The sequence below is a fragment of the Burkholderia perseverans genome (genome assembly GCF_022870505.1).
In the GTDB taxonomy this organism is placed as follows: domain Bacteria; phylum Pseudomonadota; class Gammaproteobacteria; order Burkholderiales; family Burkholderiaceae; genus Burkholderia; species Burkholderia plantarii.
In genome coordinates, this window is sequence record NZ_CP045093.1 from 43,981 (window position 1) to 61,325 (window position 17,345).

Sequence of the window (17,345 nt, forward strand, 5' to 3'; positions counted from 1 at the left end):
GGCGGCAGGCGGCTCATGCGCCGTTCCAGATCGCCGCCTTGGCGCGCAACGTCTCCACGGCCAGGTCGACGAACGCGCGCACCTTCTGGTTCACGTAGCGGCCCTCGCGATGCACGACGTGGACCGGCAGCGCCTCCACCTCGTAGTCGGCCAGCAGCACGCGCAGCCGGCCGGTCGTGATCCCTTCCGCGACCTGGTAGGCGAGCAGCTGCGCGATGCCGAGGCCGCTCAGCGCGGCGGCGACGGCGGCGTCGTTGGTGGTGGTGGTCAGGCGCGGCTGGACCGGCCACGCCTGCGAGCGGCCGTCGAGGCGAAAGCGCCACTCGGGCGCCGAGGTGAGTCCGGTCGCATGGATCAGCGTGTGCCCGGCGAGATCCCCGGGGCGGCGCGGCTCGCCGTGCGCTGCGAGATAGTCGGGCGCGGCGCACGCCACGCAGCGCACCTTGCCGACCGGGATCGCCTGCAGCGAGGAGTTCGGCAGCTCGCCGATCCGCACGCCCACGTCCACGCCCTCGTCGACGAGGTTGACGATCCGGTCGAGGAACCAGCAATCGAGATTCACGGCCGGGTAGCGCGCCAGATAGTCCTGCACGATCGGCACCAGATAGTGCTTGCCGAACAGCACCGGCGCGGTGATCGTCAACTGGCCGCGCGGCGTGGTGTTGACGCTGGCCGCCGACGCCTCGGCGATCTCGATCTCGGCGAGGATCCGCCGGCTGTCCTCGAAGAACCGCGCGCCGGCCTCGGTCACGCGCACCACGCGCGTGGTGCGCGTGAGCAGCCGCACGCCGAGATGCTGCTCGAGTTCGGTCACCACGCGCGTGATCACCGAGGGCGAGACGTTGAGCTTGCGCGCGGCGGACGCGAAGCCCTCGGTCTCGACCACGGCGACGAAGACGGTCATTGCCTGATGCCTGTCCATGTCCGGATAGCGATGGGAAGAAGGGAATCGGAAGGGGCCGCGGCCGTGGCGGCCGGCTGGCCGTAAACATAGCAGCATCGGCACGACGTGCGCTGCCGGCGGCCCCGCTCAGAGGTCGAGCAGCAGCCGTTCGCCGCCGCCCGACGCCGGGCTCGCGGGCACCGCGCAGCAGATCAGCGCTTCGCCGTCGGGGACCGCGAAGCCGGGCGGCTCGGCATAGGTGACGGCGCCCTCGACGATGCGCGCGCGGCAGCTGCCGCAACTGCCGCCGCGGCAGCCGTATTCCGGCGTGAGCCCGCGCGCCTCGGCCAGCTCCAGCAGCGAGCCGCCGCCCGGCTGCCAGCGCGCTTCCTTGCCCGACTTCACGAACGCCACCGGCGTCGGCTGGTCGGCCGGCGCGCGCGCCGGGGCGGCGCCGGTTGCCGGTGCGGGCTGTCGGCGCTGGAGCCCGGACGGACCGAACGCCTCGGCGTGGATGCGGTCGTCGGCGACGTTCAGGTCGCGCAGGCCGTCGTACATCGATTGCATGAACGCGGCCGGCCCGCACAGGTAGAAGTCGTAGTCGTTGAACGGCAGTGCCTCGGTCAGCAGCGCCACGTCGATGCGCCCGCTCACGTCGAAATCGGCGCCGTGCCGCGCGCCGGCGGTGTCGGTCAGCGCGCGCACCACGGTGACCGCGCCGCTGGTGGTGGCGGCCAGCGCCGCGATCTCGTCGCCGAACGCGCGCTCGGCCAGCGAACGCGCCGAATGGAAGAACCAGGTCGGGCGCACGCGCCGCTTGCGCAGGCCCTCGTACACCACGTGCCGCAGCATCGCCAGCATCGGCGTGACGCCGACGCCCACCGCGAGCAGCACGGCGGGCCGGCGCTCGGCCGCGTCGATCGTGAACTGCCCGGCCGGCGCGCGCGCCTCGATCACGCTGCCGGCGCGCAGCGTGTCGTGCAGGTACGACGACACCAGGCCGTCGCGCTTCACGCTGATCCGGTAGACGTCGTCGGACGGCGCGCTCGACAGCGTATAGGTGCGCAGCAGCGGCCTGTCCTGGCCGGGCGGCGTGACGCGGATCGGCAGGTGCTGGCCAGCGGCATGCGGCACGCGCCCGGCACCGTCGAGCGGCTCGAGATGGAACGAGCGGATCGTGGCGCTCTCGTCGATCACGCGCGCGACCCGGAACGGCCGCCACGCGTTGGCCAGCTCGGCGGCTTTCAAGCGCGCGGCGGCCTCGTCCCAGTTGCCCGTCATCAGCGAGTTCGGCGACCAGCCCGCGTCGCGAAACCGCCAGCGCAGCGGCATCGCGTCGGGCCGCAGCTGCACGCGGCGCGGCGTGAAGCGCCACAGCCGCTCGGCGCCCTGGAACGCGGCGATCTCGGCCGAGTCGAGATCGACCTCGGCCTCGCCCGTCATCTGCAGCAGGTCGCCGCTGGCGAAATCGACGAACACCAGCCCCGCGCGCGGATTGACGAGGAAGTTGCCGAGCGTGGCGAAGAACAGGTTGCCGGCGAAATCGGGCACGGTCAGGCGGCCGTCCGCGCCGATCCGCACGAAGCCGGCCTTGCCGCCGCGATGCGAGACGTCGACCTGCCGCGCGTGACCGTCGCCGACATACGAGGCGACGAAAAACGTGTCGGCTGCTTCGATCATCGCGCGGGCGCGCTCGGTCAAGCCGTCGAGCTCCTGCGCGGGCTGATCGGTATAAACGTCAGGATTGCGAATGAATGAGAAATCGCGCTGCTGGATGTACTGCGGGCAGTTGCCGAACGACTGCGCGACGGCCACCTCGAAGCCGCGCGCCGAGCGACGTTCGAGCCGGCCGTTCACGCGGTTGCGGCGTCGCGTGTGCAGCTCGATGCCGAGCAGGCCGAGCGCCGCGCCGTCGTGCAGCCCGGCCGAGACCGGGTCGCGCGGGTCGCTGCCGGCCTCGATCCGCAGGGTCCGGCCGTCCGGCGCCTGCATGAAGCCGGGTTGGCCCGCGAGGAAGCTCGCCCACACGTCGCCGCTGCCGTCCACGCCGCCGATCGCGATGAACGGCAGCTGCGCGTAGAACGCGCGGTGCTGCTCCGGCAGGTGGTCGCGCACGAAGCGCCGGCCGACGTCGTCCATCCGCGCCGCCACGCCGGCCTTTTCCTGCAGCGCCAGCTCGCCCGCGTGCCATGGCGACGCTGCAACGAGGGGAGTCGTGTTCATGATCTGCTCCTGTGGAAACGGGCCGGCTTGATGGTTCGGCGATGCGGTGGCGGCGGGTGCCGCCGCCCCGGAGGGTCAGGCGGCCAGGCCGACCGGCGTCTTGCGGAATTCGACGAAGCCGGGCAGCGCCTCGATGCGGCGCAGCCAGGCGTTGACGTTCGGATAGAACGACAGGTCGACGTTGCCTTCCGGCGCGCGCGCGACATAGCCGTACAGCGCGATGTCGGCGAGCGTCGGCCGCGTGTCGGCCAGGTAGTCGCGGCCCGCGAGCGCGTCGTCGATCAGCTTGAGGATGCCGTGGGCGCGTGCGATCACTTCCCCGGCGTCGTGCTTCGAGCCGAACACGGTGATGAGCCGCGCGGCGGCCGGGCCGAACGCGATCTCGCCGGCGGCCACCGACAGCCAGCGCTGCACGGCGGCCTCGGCTTCCGGTGTGTGCGGCTGCCACTGCGCGCCGCCGTACTTGCGCGCGAGGTAGACGAGGATCGCGTTCGAATCGGCGATCACGGTCTCGCCGTCGACCAGCACCGGCACCTGGCCGAACGGATTGAGCTTGAGGAATTGCGGCGACTTGTGCGCGGCGGCGGCCAGGTCGACTTCGATCGCGTCGTGCTCGAGGCCGAGCAGCGACAGGAACAGGCGCACGCGATGCGAGTGGCCGGACAGCGGATGGTGATAGAACTTCATGGCGTTGCTCCTCGGGGTCGGTGTGATCGGAGATCCGAATCACGATGAGCCAGAGTCTAGGGACGCCGCCGCCGCCGGAGAATCCCGCGCGGGCCGAATGGATTGTTCGCGAAACGAGAATGGCGGGCGCCGAGGCCCGTGCACCGGCACGATCGCGCCCGCCGCGCGGCGATGCGCGCGGCGGCGAACCCGCCACCGCCTACTTCTGCTCGGGCAGGAACCAGTTCATCACGAGCGCGCAGATGCCGCCGGTGGCGACGCCCGACGCCAGCACGTTCTTCAGCGCGTTCGGCAGGTGGGTGAGGATCTCGGGCACCTGCGAGACGCCGAGCCCCAGCGCCAGCGACACGGCCACGATCAGCAGCGCGCGGCGGTCGAGCTTCACGCCGGCCAGGATGTTGATGCCCGAGGCCGCCACCGCGCCGAACATCACCATCGCGGCGCCGCCGAGCACGGGCTCGGGCACCGCCTGCAGCACGCCGGCCACTACCGGGAACAGGCCGAGCACCACCAGCATGGCGGCGATCCAGAGGCCGACGTGGCGGCTCGCGATGCCGGTCAGCTGGATCACGCCGTTGTTCTGCGCGAACACCGAACTCGGGAACGTGTTGAACACGCCGGCCAGCAGCGAGTTCGCGCCGTTCACGAGCACCCCGCCCTTGATGCGGCGCATCCACAGCGGCCCCTCTACCGGCTCGCGCGACACCTTGCTGGTGGCCGTGACGTCGCCGATCGCCTCGAGCGAGGTGACGAGGTAGATCACCAGCATCGGCACGAACAGCGACCACGAAAAGCCGAGCCCGAAATGCAGCGGCGTGGGGATCTGGAACAGCGCCGCCTCGCGCGCGCCGGTGAAGTCGAGCCGGCCCGCGGCGCCGGCCGCCAGATAGCCGAGCGCGAGCGCGATCACGAGCGCGGTGCTGCGCACCCAGACCACCGGCACGCGGTTCAGCACGACGATCGTGCCGAGCACGAGCCCGGACAGCATCAGGTTCTGCGCGCTCGCGAAGCTGCCGTTGGCCATCGCGCCGTAGCCGCCGCCCATGCTGACGAGGCCGACCTTGATCAGCGTGAGGCCGATCAGCAGCACCACGATGCCGGTCACGAGCGGCGTGATGAGGCGCTTGACGAACGGCAGCACGCGCGACACGGCCATCTCCACGAACGAGCCGGCGATCACCACGCCGAAGATCGCGGCCATCACGGTGCCCACCGGCGTACCCTGCTTGACCATCAGGCTGCCGCCCGCGATCAGCGGGCCGACGAAGTTGAAGCTGGTGCCCTGCACGATCAGCAGGCCGGCGCCGAGCGGGCCGAAGCGGCGGCATTGCAGGAACGTGGCGATGCCCGAGATCACCAGCGACATCGACACGATCAGCGTGGTGTCGCGGCTCGGCACGTTCAGCGCCTGGCAGATCAGCAGGCCCGGCGTGACGATCGGCACCAGGATCGCGAGCAGGTGCTGGAGCGCGGCGACGAACGCGATGGCCGGCGCGGGGCGGTCGTCGGGACCGTAGACCAGATCGGGGACGGCGGCGGGCGCGGCGGGGTCGGCGTCGGGATGGGCGGTTTGCATCGCTGGGAGGGCCGGTCGGATGGAAAGTGCGGAATTTTACCGGCTGGGCCGCGCGCCAAAAAGCGACGCGCGGCGTGTCCCCCGGATCCCGGGCAGCGGCGCGGCCCCGGTCGAGGGCGCCAGGCCGTGCCTTGCCGTCGGCTGCCTCGCGTGCCGCCCGGTGCCGCCGCATGCCGCCGGCGTGGTGCGGTTTATTCGTCGTCCGCTTCCGAGGCGCGCCGCAGCGCGTCGAGCACGCGTGTGCCGAGGTGCTGGAAATCGGCGAGCGTGGTCACGTGCAGTTCGTCCATCAGCGTGCCGCCCGGCTTCATGTAGTCGAGCACCTTGTCGAAGACCGGCGCGAGGCCCGCCTGCACCTCCGGCGGCGCCTTGGCGGTTTCCGCCAGGAGCCGGTCCATCAGGGGCCGCCAGTTGCCGGACTCGGGCCTCGACATCAGGACGGGCGTCCAGCCGAGCGTGACGTTGAGCACGACGTGGGTGTCCGCCGGATCGCGCTGCGACTCGGGGATCGCCGCGATCTGGTCGAGGATCTTGTGCAGGTTGCCCATCCCGTCGCGCATCGCTTCCGGGCTGTCTTGCGCGTCGCCCTTGAGCGCGTTCACGGCCAGCCCGATCAGCGCCGGCATGCGGTGCTCGGGCGGATAGCTGGCGATCTGCGTGTTGAGATGATCGAAGGCGGCCTGCTGCGTATCGAGCGGCTGCACGCGGTGCAGCAGCCGGCCCAGGTCGCCGGTGACCTTGGCGCGCATCTCGTCGGGCTGCACGTGGTTGGCCGACATCACGGCGTCGTACATGTCGCGGCCCGAGATGCTGCTGTCGTTGGACAAATGCTCGAGCGTGGCGATCATCATCGGACCGGCGCGTTTTTGCAGATCCGCCCGGACCTCGGGCGGCAGCTGTGAAATCGTGACCCGCCCGCGCGCGGCGTTGCCGACCGACATCGGCCGGCCGCCCAGCAGCTGCATCAGCTCGTGCAGGTGCTGCGGGCCGATGTTCTCGCCGCTCTCATGGGCCTCCACGAGCTTGTTCATCCAGGCGGTGGTCTGCCGCTGTTCGGTGGACATGCGCTGCGGTGCCGCGCCGCCGTTGGCCGGCGTGGACGGCGTGGGCTCGGCGGGCGCGTTCGTCTGGCTCGTCTGGTTCGTCTGACTGGTCGGGAGGGCGCCGTCGGCAGGGGGGCTGGCCGGCATCGCGGGGCGCTGCTGCGCGGCGCTGGCGGGAAGCGCGGTGGCTTCTTCGTAAGACGGCGGTGGCGCCTCCTCGGTGGCGCCGCCCGGGTTCGACGGCGCGGGCGCACTGGTCTCGGCGGGCGAGTAGGGCGGCGGTGGCGGCTGGTCCGGCACCGGCACGTCCATCAGCGCCTGGCTCGCGGCGTGCGGCCGTGGCGGCGGCGGTGGCGGGACGTCGTGGCTCGTCACCGCGGGCGTCTGCGTGCCGCCGCCGGAGGCCGACAGGTCTTGCGGCGCCGGGCCGCCGGACGGCGTGGCGAGGATCTGCGGCGCGCCTTCCATCTGCAGTGCGTGGAACGCGTCCGGCAGTGACGGCACATGCAGGATCGTCGCACTCGATTGCGCCTCGCTCGACTGCCCCTCGCCGTGCTGCGGCGAAGTCTGGCCGTTGCGTTGCGCCCCGCGCCGCCGCAGGCCGCCCAGCAGCGCGTCGGGCGTCGCGTTGGCGCGGCTCGCGCCGGACTGCGGCCGCGACGGCGCTTCGCCGGTCAGGCCGGACGGCGTGGAGGGAATGCCGCCGGTGGAGGCGCGGCGAATCGGCGGCGGGGGCATCGAGGCGTTCCGTTCAGTGGGGCGGCCGGCATCGTTTCGGCGTACACGCCGGTCGGGACGCGGCGCGGAGCCGACACCTGCCGTCGCGACGGCCAAGCGTGGTATGTCAGCCCAGAGGTATAACGCATCGCGCCGCAAGCGTGGCGCACGAGGCGAACCCCGCGCGCGTCATGCGAAGTTTTGCGCATGGTCCACGGGCCGGCGTCAGGGCTTTCGGCCGAACGCTTCTCGCAGCTTGCGCTTGGCTCGCTCCAGCGTCGCGCGCCGCGTTTTTGGCAGGTTGCGGCCGGCGCGGTTGACGTAGAAGTTCAGCATCGACATGGCCGACTGGTAGGGCGATGCCTTCCGCCGGCGGCTGTGTTCGGCCGAGCGTTTCAGCGAGGCCGCGATCGCCGCGGGGTCGTCGGACTTGAAGATGTCGGGCTCGACGTCGAGTGCGTCGCTGCGTCGGGTGACGTCGCCGGACCAGCGCTGGCCCGAGCCGGTGGTGCTGGCGCGGCGCCGGCCGGGGCGTCGGGTCGAATGCTTGCCGCGCGAGCCCGGCTTCGCGTGCGAGGCCGGGCGGGAGGAACGGGATGCGCTCATCGTGGGAGCCTCCGGGGTAACGGGCCGATGGCGGGACCGGCCGGGATCCAGATGGCCCGCATGGCAACAGGGCATGCGGGCAGGATGGACGCGACGGGCGACGGGCGACGGGCGGCCGGCGGCGGGCGCGGGCCGTCGGCCGGCTCCCGCCTGGCGAGGCACGCCGTGCCGCCGCGGCTTCAGGACTTGCCGTGCTTGTCGCCCGACGGCAGCACGGCCGACAGCACCTGCCACGCCGTCTCGACGATCACGCCGCGTTCGCGCGGGTCGCCCTTCACGAGCGTCTCGGCAAACTGCCTGGCCTGCTGCAGCGTGACGTGCGGCGGCAGCGGCGGCACCTCGGGGTCGGTCTTGACCTCGATCACCACCGGCTTACCGGCCGCGAGCGCCTCGTCCCAGGCCGCGCCGACCCGCTCCGGGCGATCGACGTAAATGCCCTTCAAGCCGATCAACTCGGCGAAGCGGTGATAGGGCACGTCGGGCACCTGCTGCGAAGCGTCGAACTTCGGATCGCCCTCCATCACGCGCTGCTCCCAGGTGACCTGGTTCAGGTCCTCGTTGTTGAGCACGAGGCAGATCCAGCGCGGGTCGTCCCACTGTCGCCAGTATTTGGCGACGGTGATCAGCTCGGCCATGTTGTTCATCTGCATCGCGCCGTCGCCGACCATCGCGATCACCGGCCGCCCCGGATACGCGAACTTCGCCGCGATCGCGTATGGCACCGCGGCGCCCATCGAGGCGAGGCCGCCCGACAGCGAGGCCATCATGCCGCGCCGCATCTGCAGGTCGCGCGCATACCAGTTCGCGCAGGAGCCCGAGTCGCTCGACAGGATCACGTCGTCGGGCAGGCGCGGCGAGAGTTCGGTGAACGCGCGCTGCGGATTGATGCCGCGCCCCGTGCTCGCGTCGGCGGCCGCGCGCTTGGCCAGCGTGTCGCGCCAGTCGTCGTTCCAGCGCGCGATCCGGTCGCGCCAGCGGTGCTCGGTGCGCTCGGTCAGCAGCGGCAGCAGCTGCGTGAGCGTCTCGGCGCTGTCGCCCACCAGGTTGACCTCCATCGGATAGCGCAGGCTCAGCATGTCGGCCTTCAGGTCGATCTGCACCGCGCGCGCCTGGCCTTCCTTCGGCAGGAATTCCGCATACGGGAAGCCGGAGCCCACCACCAGCAGCGTGTCGCACTCGTTCATCAGGTCGTAGCTCGGCCGCGTGCCGAGCAGGCCGATCGGGCCCGTCACCCAGGGCAGGTCGTCGGGCAGCGCGGCCTTGCCGAGCAGCGCCTTGGCGGCGCCCGCACCGAGCCGGTCGGCCACCGCCATCACCTGATCGGTGGCACCGAGCGCGCCGGCGCCCACCAGCATCGCGACCTTCGAGCCTGCGTTGAGCACCTCGGCCGCGCGCTTCAAGTCCTCCGGGTACGGCACCACCTTCGGGCGCGTGTAGCCGACGCCCGAATGCACGGTGCCGTGGGCGCGCGCGGGCGGCGCGTAGTCGAGTTCCTGCAGGTCGTTCGGCAGGATCAGCGCGGTGACGGTGCGCGCGCCGAGCGCGGTGCGCACGGCCCGATCGACCAGATGGCGCACCTGCCCCGGGACGCTCGCCTGCTGCACGAACGCGCCGGCCACGTCCTTGAACAGCGCGGGCAGGTCGAGCTCCTGCTGGTAGTGGCCGCCGAGCGCGGCGCGCGCCTGCTGGCCGACGATCGCGAGCACCGGCATGTGGTCGAGCCGCGCGTCGTAGAGGCCGGTGATCAGGTGCGAGGCGCCGGGCCCGGAGGTGGCGATGCATACGCCGAGCTTGCCGGTGTACTTCGCGTGCGCGCTGGCCATGAACGCGGCCATTTCCTCGTGGCGCGCCTGGATGAACTCGATCTTGCCGCGCGCGCGGTTCAGCGCGCCGAACATGCCGTTGATGCCGTCGCCGGGGTAGCCGTAAATGCGATCGACGCCCCATTCCGCGAGTCGTTCGACGATGAAATCCGAGACAGTCGTCATGCCGTTCCTCCTTGATGTCGATGGCCGCCGCGCCGAGCCGCATGCCCGCCGGGCGGCACGCCGCCGCCGTGCTGCCGGTGCGGCGCGGGGTTGCCGGTTCGCGCGCCGTCCGGCGCGTGGCGCGATCGACCGGATCGCGCAAGGCGCGTGCCGCCCGGCGCGTCCCGGGTGGCACGCCCGCCGGCCGCGGTCGCCGCCCGCCTTTCAGATCCCGAAACTGCATGAGTTGTGCCGGTTGACATCGGCGCTTGTAAAAACGTCGCGTCGCATTGATGCGCCGCCGCAAGCGAACCGTCATGTCGCCGCGGCGGCCCCGCCGCACGGGCCTCCGGGCGGCGCGCGCGAGCGGGCCCGATCCTTGCTGCGCTGCCCCCGATGCGAGTTCGCACATGACCGTGCGATGCGATCCAGCCTGGAGCCCCACGCGATGTCCGATGTCACCGAGTTCCCGTTGCCCTTCGCCGTGCGAGGCCGGCGCGCGCCGACCCGCCGCGTGCCGCGGCGCCTGGCCGATGCGCTGCATGGCGCGTTCGCGCCGCGGCGCGCGCGCGCCGCTGACGCCGATCCGCCGCCGCGTCCGTCCGGCGACCCGCCGGGCGACGGCGCGACGCGCGCGAGCGGCGGAACGGACTCGCGTGACCCGGACGAGCGCGACGCGGGCTCGTCCGATGGTGGCGAACGCAACGATCGTTCGCGCGACGGCGAGCGCCGCAATGACGGCGACGACGGCGGCGGCAAGCGCGGCGACGAGGGCGGCGGCAACCACGGTGACGGTGACGGCGGCAACGGCGGCGGCGACGACAATCACGACGGCAAGCGCGACGACGGCAAGCGCAAGGGCTCGAACCGCAAGACGCTGATCATCCTCGCGATCGTGGTGGTGCTGCTGCTGATCGTGGCGCTGGTCTGGTGGCTGATGACGCGCAACCAGGTCAGCACCGACGACGCCTACACCGACGGCAACGCGATCGCGATCGCGCCGCACGTATCGGGCTACGTGACGCGCCTGAACGTCGACGACAACACCTTCGTCCATCGCGGCGACCTGATGGTGCAGATCGATCCGCGCGACTACCGCGCCCAGCTCGACGCGGCCGACGCGCAGCTCGGCCTCGCGCAGGCGCAGCTCGACGCGGCGCGCGTGCAGCTCGACATCGCGCGCGTGCAATATCCGGCGCAGTACGCGCAGGCCCGCGCGCAGATCGAATCGGCCGACGCGGCCTACAAGCAGGCGCTCGCCGCGCAGGAACGGCAGCACGCGGTGGACGCGCGCGCCACCTCGAAGCAGGCGATCGACGCGGCCGACGCGCAGCGCGCCAGCGCCGACGCGAACGTGGCGATGGCACGTGCCCAGGCCCGCACGGCCGCGCTGGTGCCTCAGCAGATCCGCACCGTGGAGGCCACCATCGAGGAACGCCGCCAGCAGGTGCTGGCCGCGCGCGCGCAGCGCGAGACGGCCGAGCTGAACCTGTCGTACTGCGAGATCCGCGCGCCGTCCGACGGCTGGGTCACGCGCCGCAACGTGCAGCTCGGCTCGTTCCTGCAGACCGGCAGCTCGCTGTTCTCGATCGTCACGCCGCGCATCTGGATCACCGCGAACTTCAAGGAGTCGCAGCTCGAACGCATGCGCATCGGCGACCACGTCGACGTGTCGGTCGACGCCTATCCCGACCTCACGCTGCACGGCCACGTCGACAGCGTCCAGCTCGGCAGCGGCTCGCGCTTCTCGGCGTTCCCGGCCGAGAACGCGACCGGCAACTTCGTGAAGATCGTGCAGCGCGTGCCGGTGAAGATCGTGCTCGACGGCCCGCTGCCGACCAACCCGCCGCTCGGCCTCGGCCTGTCCGCCGTGCCCACCGTCCACCTGCCGTGATGCGCCGCCCCGCCATGGTCCATTTCGCGGCGCCGCCGCCTGGGAGCGAACCGATGCTCGTGCCGTTGCCGTTGTTTCCCGCGCCTCGCGCGGGCCGCCGCTCATGAGCCGGCCCGCCGATGCATCGGCCGCCCGCGACGGCGGCGGGGGCGGCGAGCGCGCCTGGCGCCCGTCGGCGAACCCCTGGCTGATCGCCGTGGTGGTCACGCTGGCCGCGTTCATGGAAGTGCTCGACACCACCATCGTCAACGTCGCGCTGCCGCATATCGCCGGCACCATGTCGGCGAGCTACGACGAGGCCACCTGGACGCTCACCTCGTACCTCGTCGCGAACGGCATCGTGCTGCCGATCTCGGGCTTCCTCGGCCGGCTGCTGGGCCGCAAGCGCTATTTCGTGATCTGCATCGCCGCGTTCACGGTCTGCTCGTTCCTGTGCGGGATCGCCACCAACCTCGGCCAGCTGATCGTGTTCCGGATCCTGCAGGGGCTGTTCGGCGGCGGCCTGCAGCCGAACCAGCAGTCGATCATCCTCGACACGTTCCCGCCCGAGCAGCGCAACCGCGCGTTCTCGATCTCGGCGATCGCGATCGTGGTCGCGCCGGTGCTGGGGCCGACGCTCGGCGGCTGGATCACCGACACGTTCTCGTGGCGCTGGGTGTTCCTGCTCAACGTGCCGGTGGGGATCATCACGGTGCTGGCGGTGATGCAGCTGGTGGAGGATCCGCCGTGGCGGCGCGACGGCGAACGCGGCATCCGCATCGACTACATCGGCATCGGCCTGATCGCGCTCGGCCTCGGCTGCCTGCAGGTGATGCTCGACCGCGGCGAGGACGACGACTGGTTCGGCTCGAACTTCATCCGCCTGTTCGCCGTGCTGACGGTGCTCGGGCTGACGGGCGCGGTGCTCTGGCTGCGCTACACGAAGAAGCCGGTGGTGGATCTGGCCTGCCTGCGCGACCGCAATTTCGCGCTCGGCTGCGTGACCATCGCCTGCTTCGCGGCGGTGCTGTACGGCAGCGCCGTGATCGTGCCGCAGCTCGCGCAGCAGCAGCTCGGCTACACCGCCACGCTGGCCGGGCTGGTGCTGTCGCCGGGCGCGATCCTGATCACCATGGAGATTCCGATCGTGAGCCGCCTGATGCCGGTGGTGCAGACGCGTTATCTGGTCGGCATCGGCTTCGTGCTGCTGACCTTCTCGCTCGTCTATTCGCGCACGCTGGTGCCCGACATCGACTACCGGCACCTGATGATGATCCGCTGCGCGCAGTCGCTCGCGATCGGCTTCCTGTTCGTGCCGATCACCACGCTCGCCTACCTGACCATCCCGCAGCGGCTCAACGACGACGCCTCGGCCCTCTTCACGATGTTCCGCAACGTGGCCGGCTCGATCGGCATCTCGGTGTCCACGGCGCTGATCCGCGAGCGCACGCAGGCGCAGATGGCGCATCTGTCCGGCCACATGTCGCCGTTCTCGCAGAACTTCCAGGACGCGCTGCAGCGCAACGCGCAGTCGATCACCGCGCTGTCGGGCGCGCCGCCCGCGGCCGCGCTGCAGACCGCCAACGGCCGGCTCTACGAGACCTTCGTCTCGCAGGCCACGATCCTCGCCTATCTCGACGTGTTCGCGATCCTGGCGGTGTTCTGCGCGATCTGCATCCCGTTGACGTTCATGTTCTCGCCGGTGAAGGCGGCGCAGGGCGGAGGAGGACATTGAGATGAAGCATCAGGCACCGCGGCCCCCCCGGGCTTTCCGGGCTCCCCAGGTACCGACGCGCGCTCGCGCCTTCGCGTGGCCGGCCGCGCTGGCCGGCTGCCTCGCGCTGGCCGCCTGCACCGTCGGGCCCGATTTCAAGCCGCCGCGCGCGGACGCGCCCGCGCAGTGGCACGACCTGCAGGGCGCGAGCGGCGCGGCCGCGGCGGGGCCGGCCTCGGCCGCCGCGCCGGTGGCCGGCGCCTCGCTGACCGACGCCGCCTCGGCGCCCGACGCCGGCGTGCATTCGAAGCCGGTGGTGGATGCCGACCCCGATCCGCGCTGGTGGCAGGCGTTCCACGATCCGCTGCTCGACCGGCTGGTGGCGCGCGCGGCGCACGACAACCTCGATCTGCAGACGGCCGTGCTGCGCATCGCCGAGGCGCGCGAGCAGTTGCACCAGGCCGCCGCGCAGGGCCTGCCGAACGTGCGCGCCACCGCCAGCTACCAGCGCGAGCAGCTGGGCGTGAAGGGCATCCTCGAGGACGAGGGCGTCAACGACCAGATCAACCGGCTCGGCGCGCCGGGCTCGGCGCTCGCCAACGCGGTGCCGGGCGGCAGCACGGCGATCCAGCAGGGCGCGAGCAAGGCGCTCGATGCGATCTCGTCGCCGACCAATCTGTGGCAGGCCGGCTTCGACGCGTCGTGGGAACTCGACCTGTTCGGCCGCGTGCGGCGCTCGGTGGAAGCGGCCGGCGCCGAGACCGGCGCGGCCGTGGCGGGCCGCGACGACGCGCTGCTCTCGCTCGAGGCCGAGGTCGCGCAGACCTACCTGCAATATCGCGGCGCGCAGGCGCTGCGCGCGCTGGCGGTGGAACTCACGCAGTCGCAGGGCGAACTGGCCGATCTCACGCGCGATCGCGCCGCGCACGGCCTGACGAGCCAGCTCGACGTGCGCAGCGCCGAGGCGCAGCTCGCCACGCTTCGCGCGCAGCTGCCGCAGTACGACCAGCAGATCGCCACGCTGCGCAACGGTCTCGCGTATCTGGTGGGCGGCGCGCCGGGCGCGCTCGACGCCGAACTCGACGCGCCCGGCGCGCTGCCGGCGCTGCCGCCGACGGTGCCGGTGGGCCTGCCGTCCACGCTGGCGCGGCGGCGGCCCGACGTGCGCCGCGCCGAACTCGAGCTGCACGCGGCCACCGCGCAGGTTGGCGTGGCGGTCGCGCAGTTCTATCCCGACGTGTCGCTGACCGGGCAGATCGGCCTGCGCTCGACGCACGTGCGCGAACTCGCGCAGTGGTCGCATCTGTTCTACTCGGCCGGCCCGGCGATTTCGCTGCCGATCTTCTCGGGCGGCGCGCTGGTGTCGAACCTGCGGCTCTCGAAGGTGCAGCAGCAGGAGGCCGCGCTCGCCTATCGCGGCGCCGTGCTGGTGGCGCTGCGCGACGTCGACAACGCGCTCGCCGTCTATCGCACCGACCAGACGCGCCATGCCGAACTCGACGACGCCGTGCGGGCCGAACGCGGCGCGCTCGATCTCGCACGCGACAGCTATCGCAAGGGCATCGTGCCGTTCCTCGACGTGCTCGACGCCGAGCGGCAGTGGTCGCAGGCGCGGCAGCAGGCGGTGCAGGGCGAGCTGCAGACCACCACCGATCTGGTCGCGCTGTACAAGGCGCTCGGCGGCGGCTGGGATCCGGACGCGGCGCCGGCCGCGAACCGCGCCGCGGATGACGGCGCCCCGGCTTCGCGCGGCGCGGACGACGCGGGCCGGGCGGTCGGCGGCGCCGAGGTGGCGAACGCGCGCTGAGTCGCGTGCGGGTTCATCAAGGCCGCGCGGATCGATCCGTGCTGTCGATCCGCGCGGTTGATCGCGGGAGCGCCGGTCCGGTCCACGCGCCCGCCGCGCTGGCGAACGGAGCGGCGGCCCTTCCGGCTCCCGCCCGCCGGCCCGGGTTACGCGCGTGCCCGCGACGCATCCGTTCGACTGATCGCGGGGGCCCGGCCCTGCCGCGTCTTTGCGAACCGCGCACGGGCGCCTCGCCCGACCTGATTCGCGCCCGCCGGCTCAAACCGGATTGCGCCCGTGCTCGCGCAGCTCCGGTTCGAAGAAGATCCATCGCGCGCGTGGAAACGCCTCCTGCAACGCGAGTTCGATCGTGTTGATGGTGCGCACCAGCGCGTCGGCGCTCGGATGCGGGCGCAGTTCGGCCTGGATCGCGACCACGTGCTCGTCGGACCAGCGCAGCACCACCAGCGAGATCACGCGCACGACCTCGGGCCGCGCGCGCAGCCACGCGTCCATCTCGCGGCGCACCGTTTCGTGCGCCGATTCGCCGACGATCAGCGACTTGATCTTGCCCATCGCGAACGCCGCGCTCGCCATCAGGATCAGGCCGACGGCGACCCCGCCGAGCGCGTCGAACACCGGATTGCCGGTGGCGAGCGCGAGCCCCACGGCGGCGAGCGAGACGAGGATGCCGCCGAGCGCGGCGGTGTCCTCGATCACGGCGAGCAGCAGCGCGGGCTGGCCGGTCTCGCGCATCCAGCGCAGCAGCGCGAGCGGCCGGCCGTGCCGCTCGATGGTGTCGATCGAGGCCCTCAGCGCGAACGTCTCGATCACGCCCGACACCAGCAGCACCGCGATCACCACGCCGCCATGCTCGACCGGTGCGCGCTGCACGAGCCGCAGGCCGCCGACGGCCGCTGACGCCAGCCCGCCGACGATGAAGATCTGCGTGGCCACCAGCATCGCGTAGAAATAGGTGACGCGGCCGAAGCCGAGCGGATGCGCGGCGTCGGCGCGCGCCGCGGCCGCGCGGCCGCCCACCAGCAGCAACACCTGGTTCAGGCAGTCGGCGCTCGAATGGATCGCCTCGGCGAACGCCGAGCCGGAGTTCGTGTAGGCGGCCGCCGCATACTTGCAGGCGGCCACGGCCAGGTTCGAGGCGAGCGCGTAGTAGACGGCGCGCGGCACCGTGGCGGACATCGGCGGCTACTCCCGCAGCGACCAGCTCACGCCGCCGCCGCTGTGGCTCACCAGCGCGGCGATCGCCTGCTCGACCGGGTCGTCGCGCCGCGGCGCGTGCCATTTCAGCTCGTAGTGGCGGCGGATCGCGCCGCGCTCGGGCAGCGCCTCCATGCCCGTCAGCGACACGCGGCAGTGCAGCGCGTCGAGCCGCGCGAGGGCGTCGGCGAGGCCCGGCGCGGGCGTCCCGTCGGCGTGCTGGATCACGCGCAGCCGGGCGCGGCGCCGCTGCGGCAGGCGTCGCTCGACCGGCTTGAGGCCCGACAGGATCGCCACGCCGAGCACGGTCGCCACCGCCGCCAGCAGCAGCTGGCCGCCGCCCGCGCAGAGCCCGATCACGGTCACGAACCAGAGCGTCGCGGCCGTGGTCAGGCCGCGCACCAGCCCTTCCTTGCGCAGGATCGCGCCGGCGCCGATAAAGCCGACGCCGGACAGGATGCCGAGCGGCAGCCGCATCAGGTCGAGCGTCGCGAACGACTGCGGGCCCTTGCCGGCCTGCGGCAGCAGCAGGTTCACCTGCAGCATCGCGAGGCAGGCCGCCAGGCCTACCAGCATCGTCGTGCGCAGGCCGGCCGACTTGCCCGCGCCGCCGCGATCGAAGCCGATGATTGCGCTGGCGACGAGACAGGTGGCGAGGCGCAGTGCCAGGTCGGCGTGGTCGAGGACGAGCGGCATGGTCGGCATCGGAGCGCGGGCGGGGATGGTGGCGATGACACCGTCCTCGCAAGCCCCGTGCCCGCTCGACGGTGATCGGCGGTGCGCTCCACCGGGGTCCGGACGTGCGCGTTGCGAGCCGAACGACAATTGCGCGGACCGCGCCGACGCGCCGCTGTCGGCATGCCGGCATCGACGGCCTGGCGTTTTTACGTTCCTTGTCGAATCCGCCGGCCGCGTCGTCGCCGCACCGGGCGCGCCCGCGCACGCGCGGGCGGAATGGTCGTTGCTCGATATTCGCTCGAGCCTATGAGTGCCTGTGAGTCCTCGGGCTCTTGAGCCGCGCGCGGGCGCGGCGCGAACCGAAACGGAGGCAA

The 17,345-nt window shown here is 72.1% G+C and carries 12 protein-coding genes; 3 read left to right on the plus strand and 9 right to left on the minus strand.

Annotation, left to right across the window (positions count from 1 at the left end; genetic code table 11):
- Positions 1–13: 13 nt before the first annotated feature.
- The 7 genes from BpN12_RS00175 to BpN12_RS00205 form a co-directional block, all read right to left on the minus strand.
- Positions 14–922, minus strand: a complete 909-nt coding sequence (locus BpN12_RS00175) for a LysR family transcriptional regulator (RefSeq protein ID WP_246793283.1) — start codon at positions 920–922, stop codon at positions 14–16.
- A gap of 108 nt (positions 923–1,030) precedes the next feature.
- Positions 1,031–3,106 (minus strand): 2Fe-2S iron-sulfur cluster-binding protein, encoded by a 2,076-nt coding sequence (locus BpN12_RS00180; RefSeq protein WP_246793284.1) that lies wholly within the window; start codon positions 3,104–3,106, stop codon positions 1,031–1,033.
- Positions 3,107–3,181: 75 nt separating this feature from the next.
- Positions 3,182–3,793 carry a glutathione S-transferase family protein gene (locus BpN12_RS00185; protein WP_246793285.1) on the minus strand — a complete coding sequence of 204 codons (612 nt, stop codon included), beginning with the start codon at positions 3,791–3,793 and terminating at the stop codon, positions 3,182–3,184.
- Positions 3,794–3,992: 199 nt separating this feature from the next.
- A complete protein-coding gene (locus BpN12_RS00190; RefSeq protein ID WP_246793286.1) occupies positions 3,993–5,369 on the minus strand; it encodes a nucleobase:cation symporter-2 family protein in 1,377 nt (458 codons plus the stop codon).
- 191 nt (positions 5,370–5,560) lie between these two features.
- Positions 5,561–7,150: a hypothetical protein gene (locus BpN12_RS00195; protein WP_246793287.1), complete on the minus strand. Its 1,590-nt coding sequence runs from the start codon at positions 7,148–7,150 to the stop codon at positions 5,561–5,563.
- A 204-nt stretch (positions 7,151–7,354) separates the two neighbouring features.
- Entirely contained in the window at positions 7,355–7,735 is a 381-nt protein-coding gene (locus BpN12_RS00200) for a DUF3175 domain-containing protein (protein ID WP_246793288.1), read from the minus strand.
- 179 nt (positions 7,736–7,914) lie between these two features.
- Complete coding sequence (locus tag BpN12_RS00205) at positions 7,915–9,723, minus strand: thiamine pyrophosphate-requiring protein (protein ID WP_246793289.1); 1,809 nt, start codon at positions 9,721–9,723, stop codon at positions 7,915–7,917.
- 427 nt (positions 9,724–10,150) lie between these two features.
- Between BpN12_RS00205 and BpN12_RS00210 the strand changes: the two genes are divergently transcribed.
- The 3 genes from BpN12_RS00210 (at position 10,151) to BpN12_RS00220 (ending at position 15,096) form a co-directional block, all read left to right on the plus strand.
- Positions 10,151–11,596, plus strand: coding sequence for an HlyD family secretion protein (locus BpN12_RS00210; protein ID WP_246793290.1), 1,446 nt, complete (start codon positions 10,151–10,153; stop codon positions 11,594–11,596).
- 103 nt (positions 11,597–11,699) lie between these two features.
- Positions 11,700–13,310 (plus strand): DHA2 family efflux MFS transporter permease subunit, encoded by a 1,611-nt coding sequence (locus BpN12_RS00215; protein WP_246793291.1) that lies wholly within the window; start codon positions 11,700–11,702, stop codon positions 13,308–13,310.
- Position 13,311: 1 nt separating this feature from the next.
- Positions 13,312–15,096, plus strand: coding sequence for an efflux transporter outer membrane subunit (locus BpN12_RS00220; RefSeq protein WP_246793292.1), 1,785 nt, complete (start codon positions 13,312–13,314; stop codon positions 15,094–15,096).
- A 258-nt stretch (positions 15,097–15,354) separates the two neighbouring features.
- Here the strand turns inward: BpN12_RS00220 and BpN12_RS00225 are convergent, their stop codons facing one another.
- Positions 15,355–16,275, minus strand: coding sequence for a cation diffusion facilitator family transporter (locus BpN12_RS00225; RefSeq protein WP_246793293.1), 921 nt, complete (start codon positions 16,273–16,275; stop codon positions 15,355–15,357).
- A gap of 6 nt (positions 16,276–16,281) precedes the next feature.
- A complete protein-coding gene (locus BpN12_RS00230) occupies positions 16,282–16,998 on the minus strand; it encodes an MgtC/SapB family protein (protein WP_246793294.1) in 717 nt (238 codons plus the stop codon).
- Between the last annotated feature and the right edge of the window lie 347 nt (positions 16,999–17,345).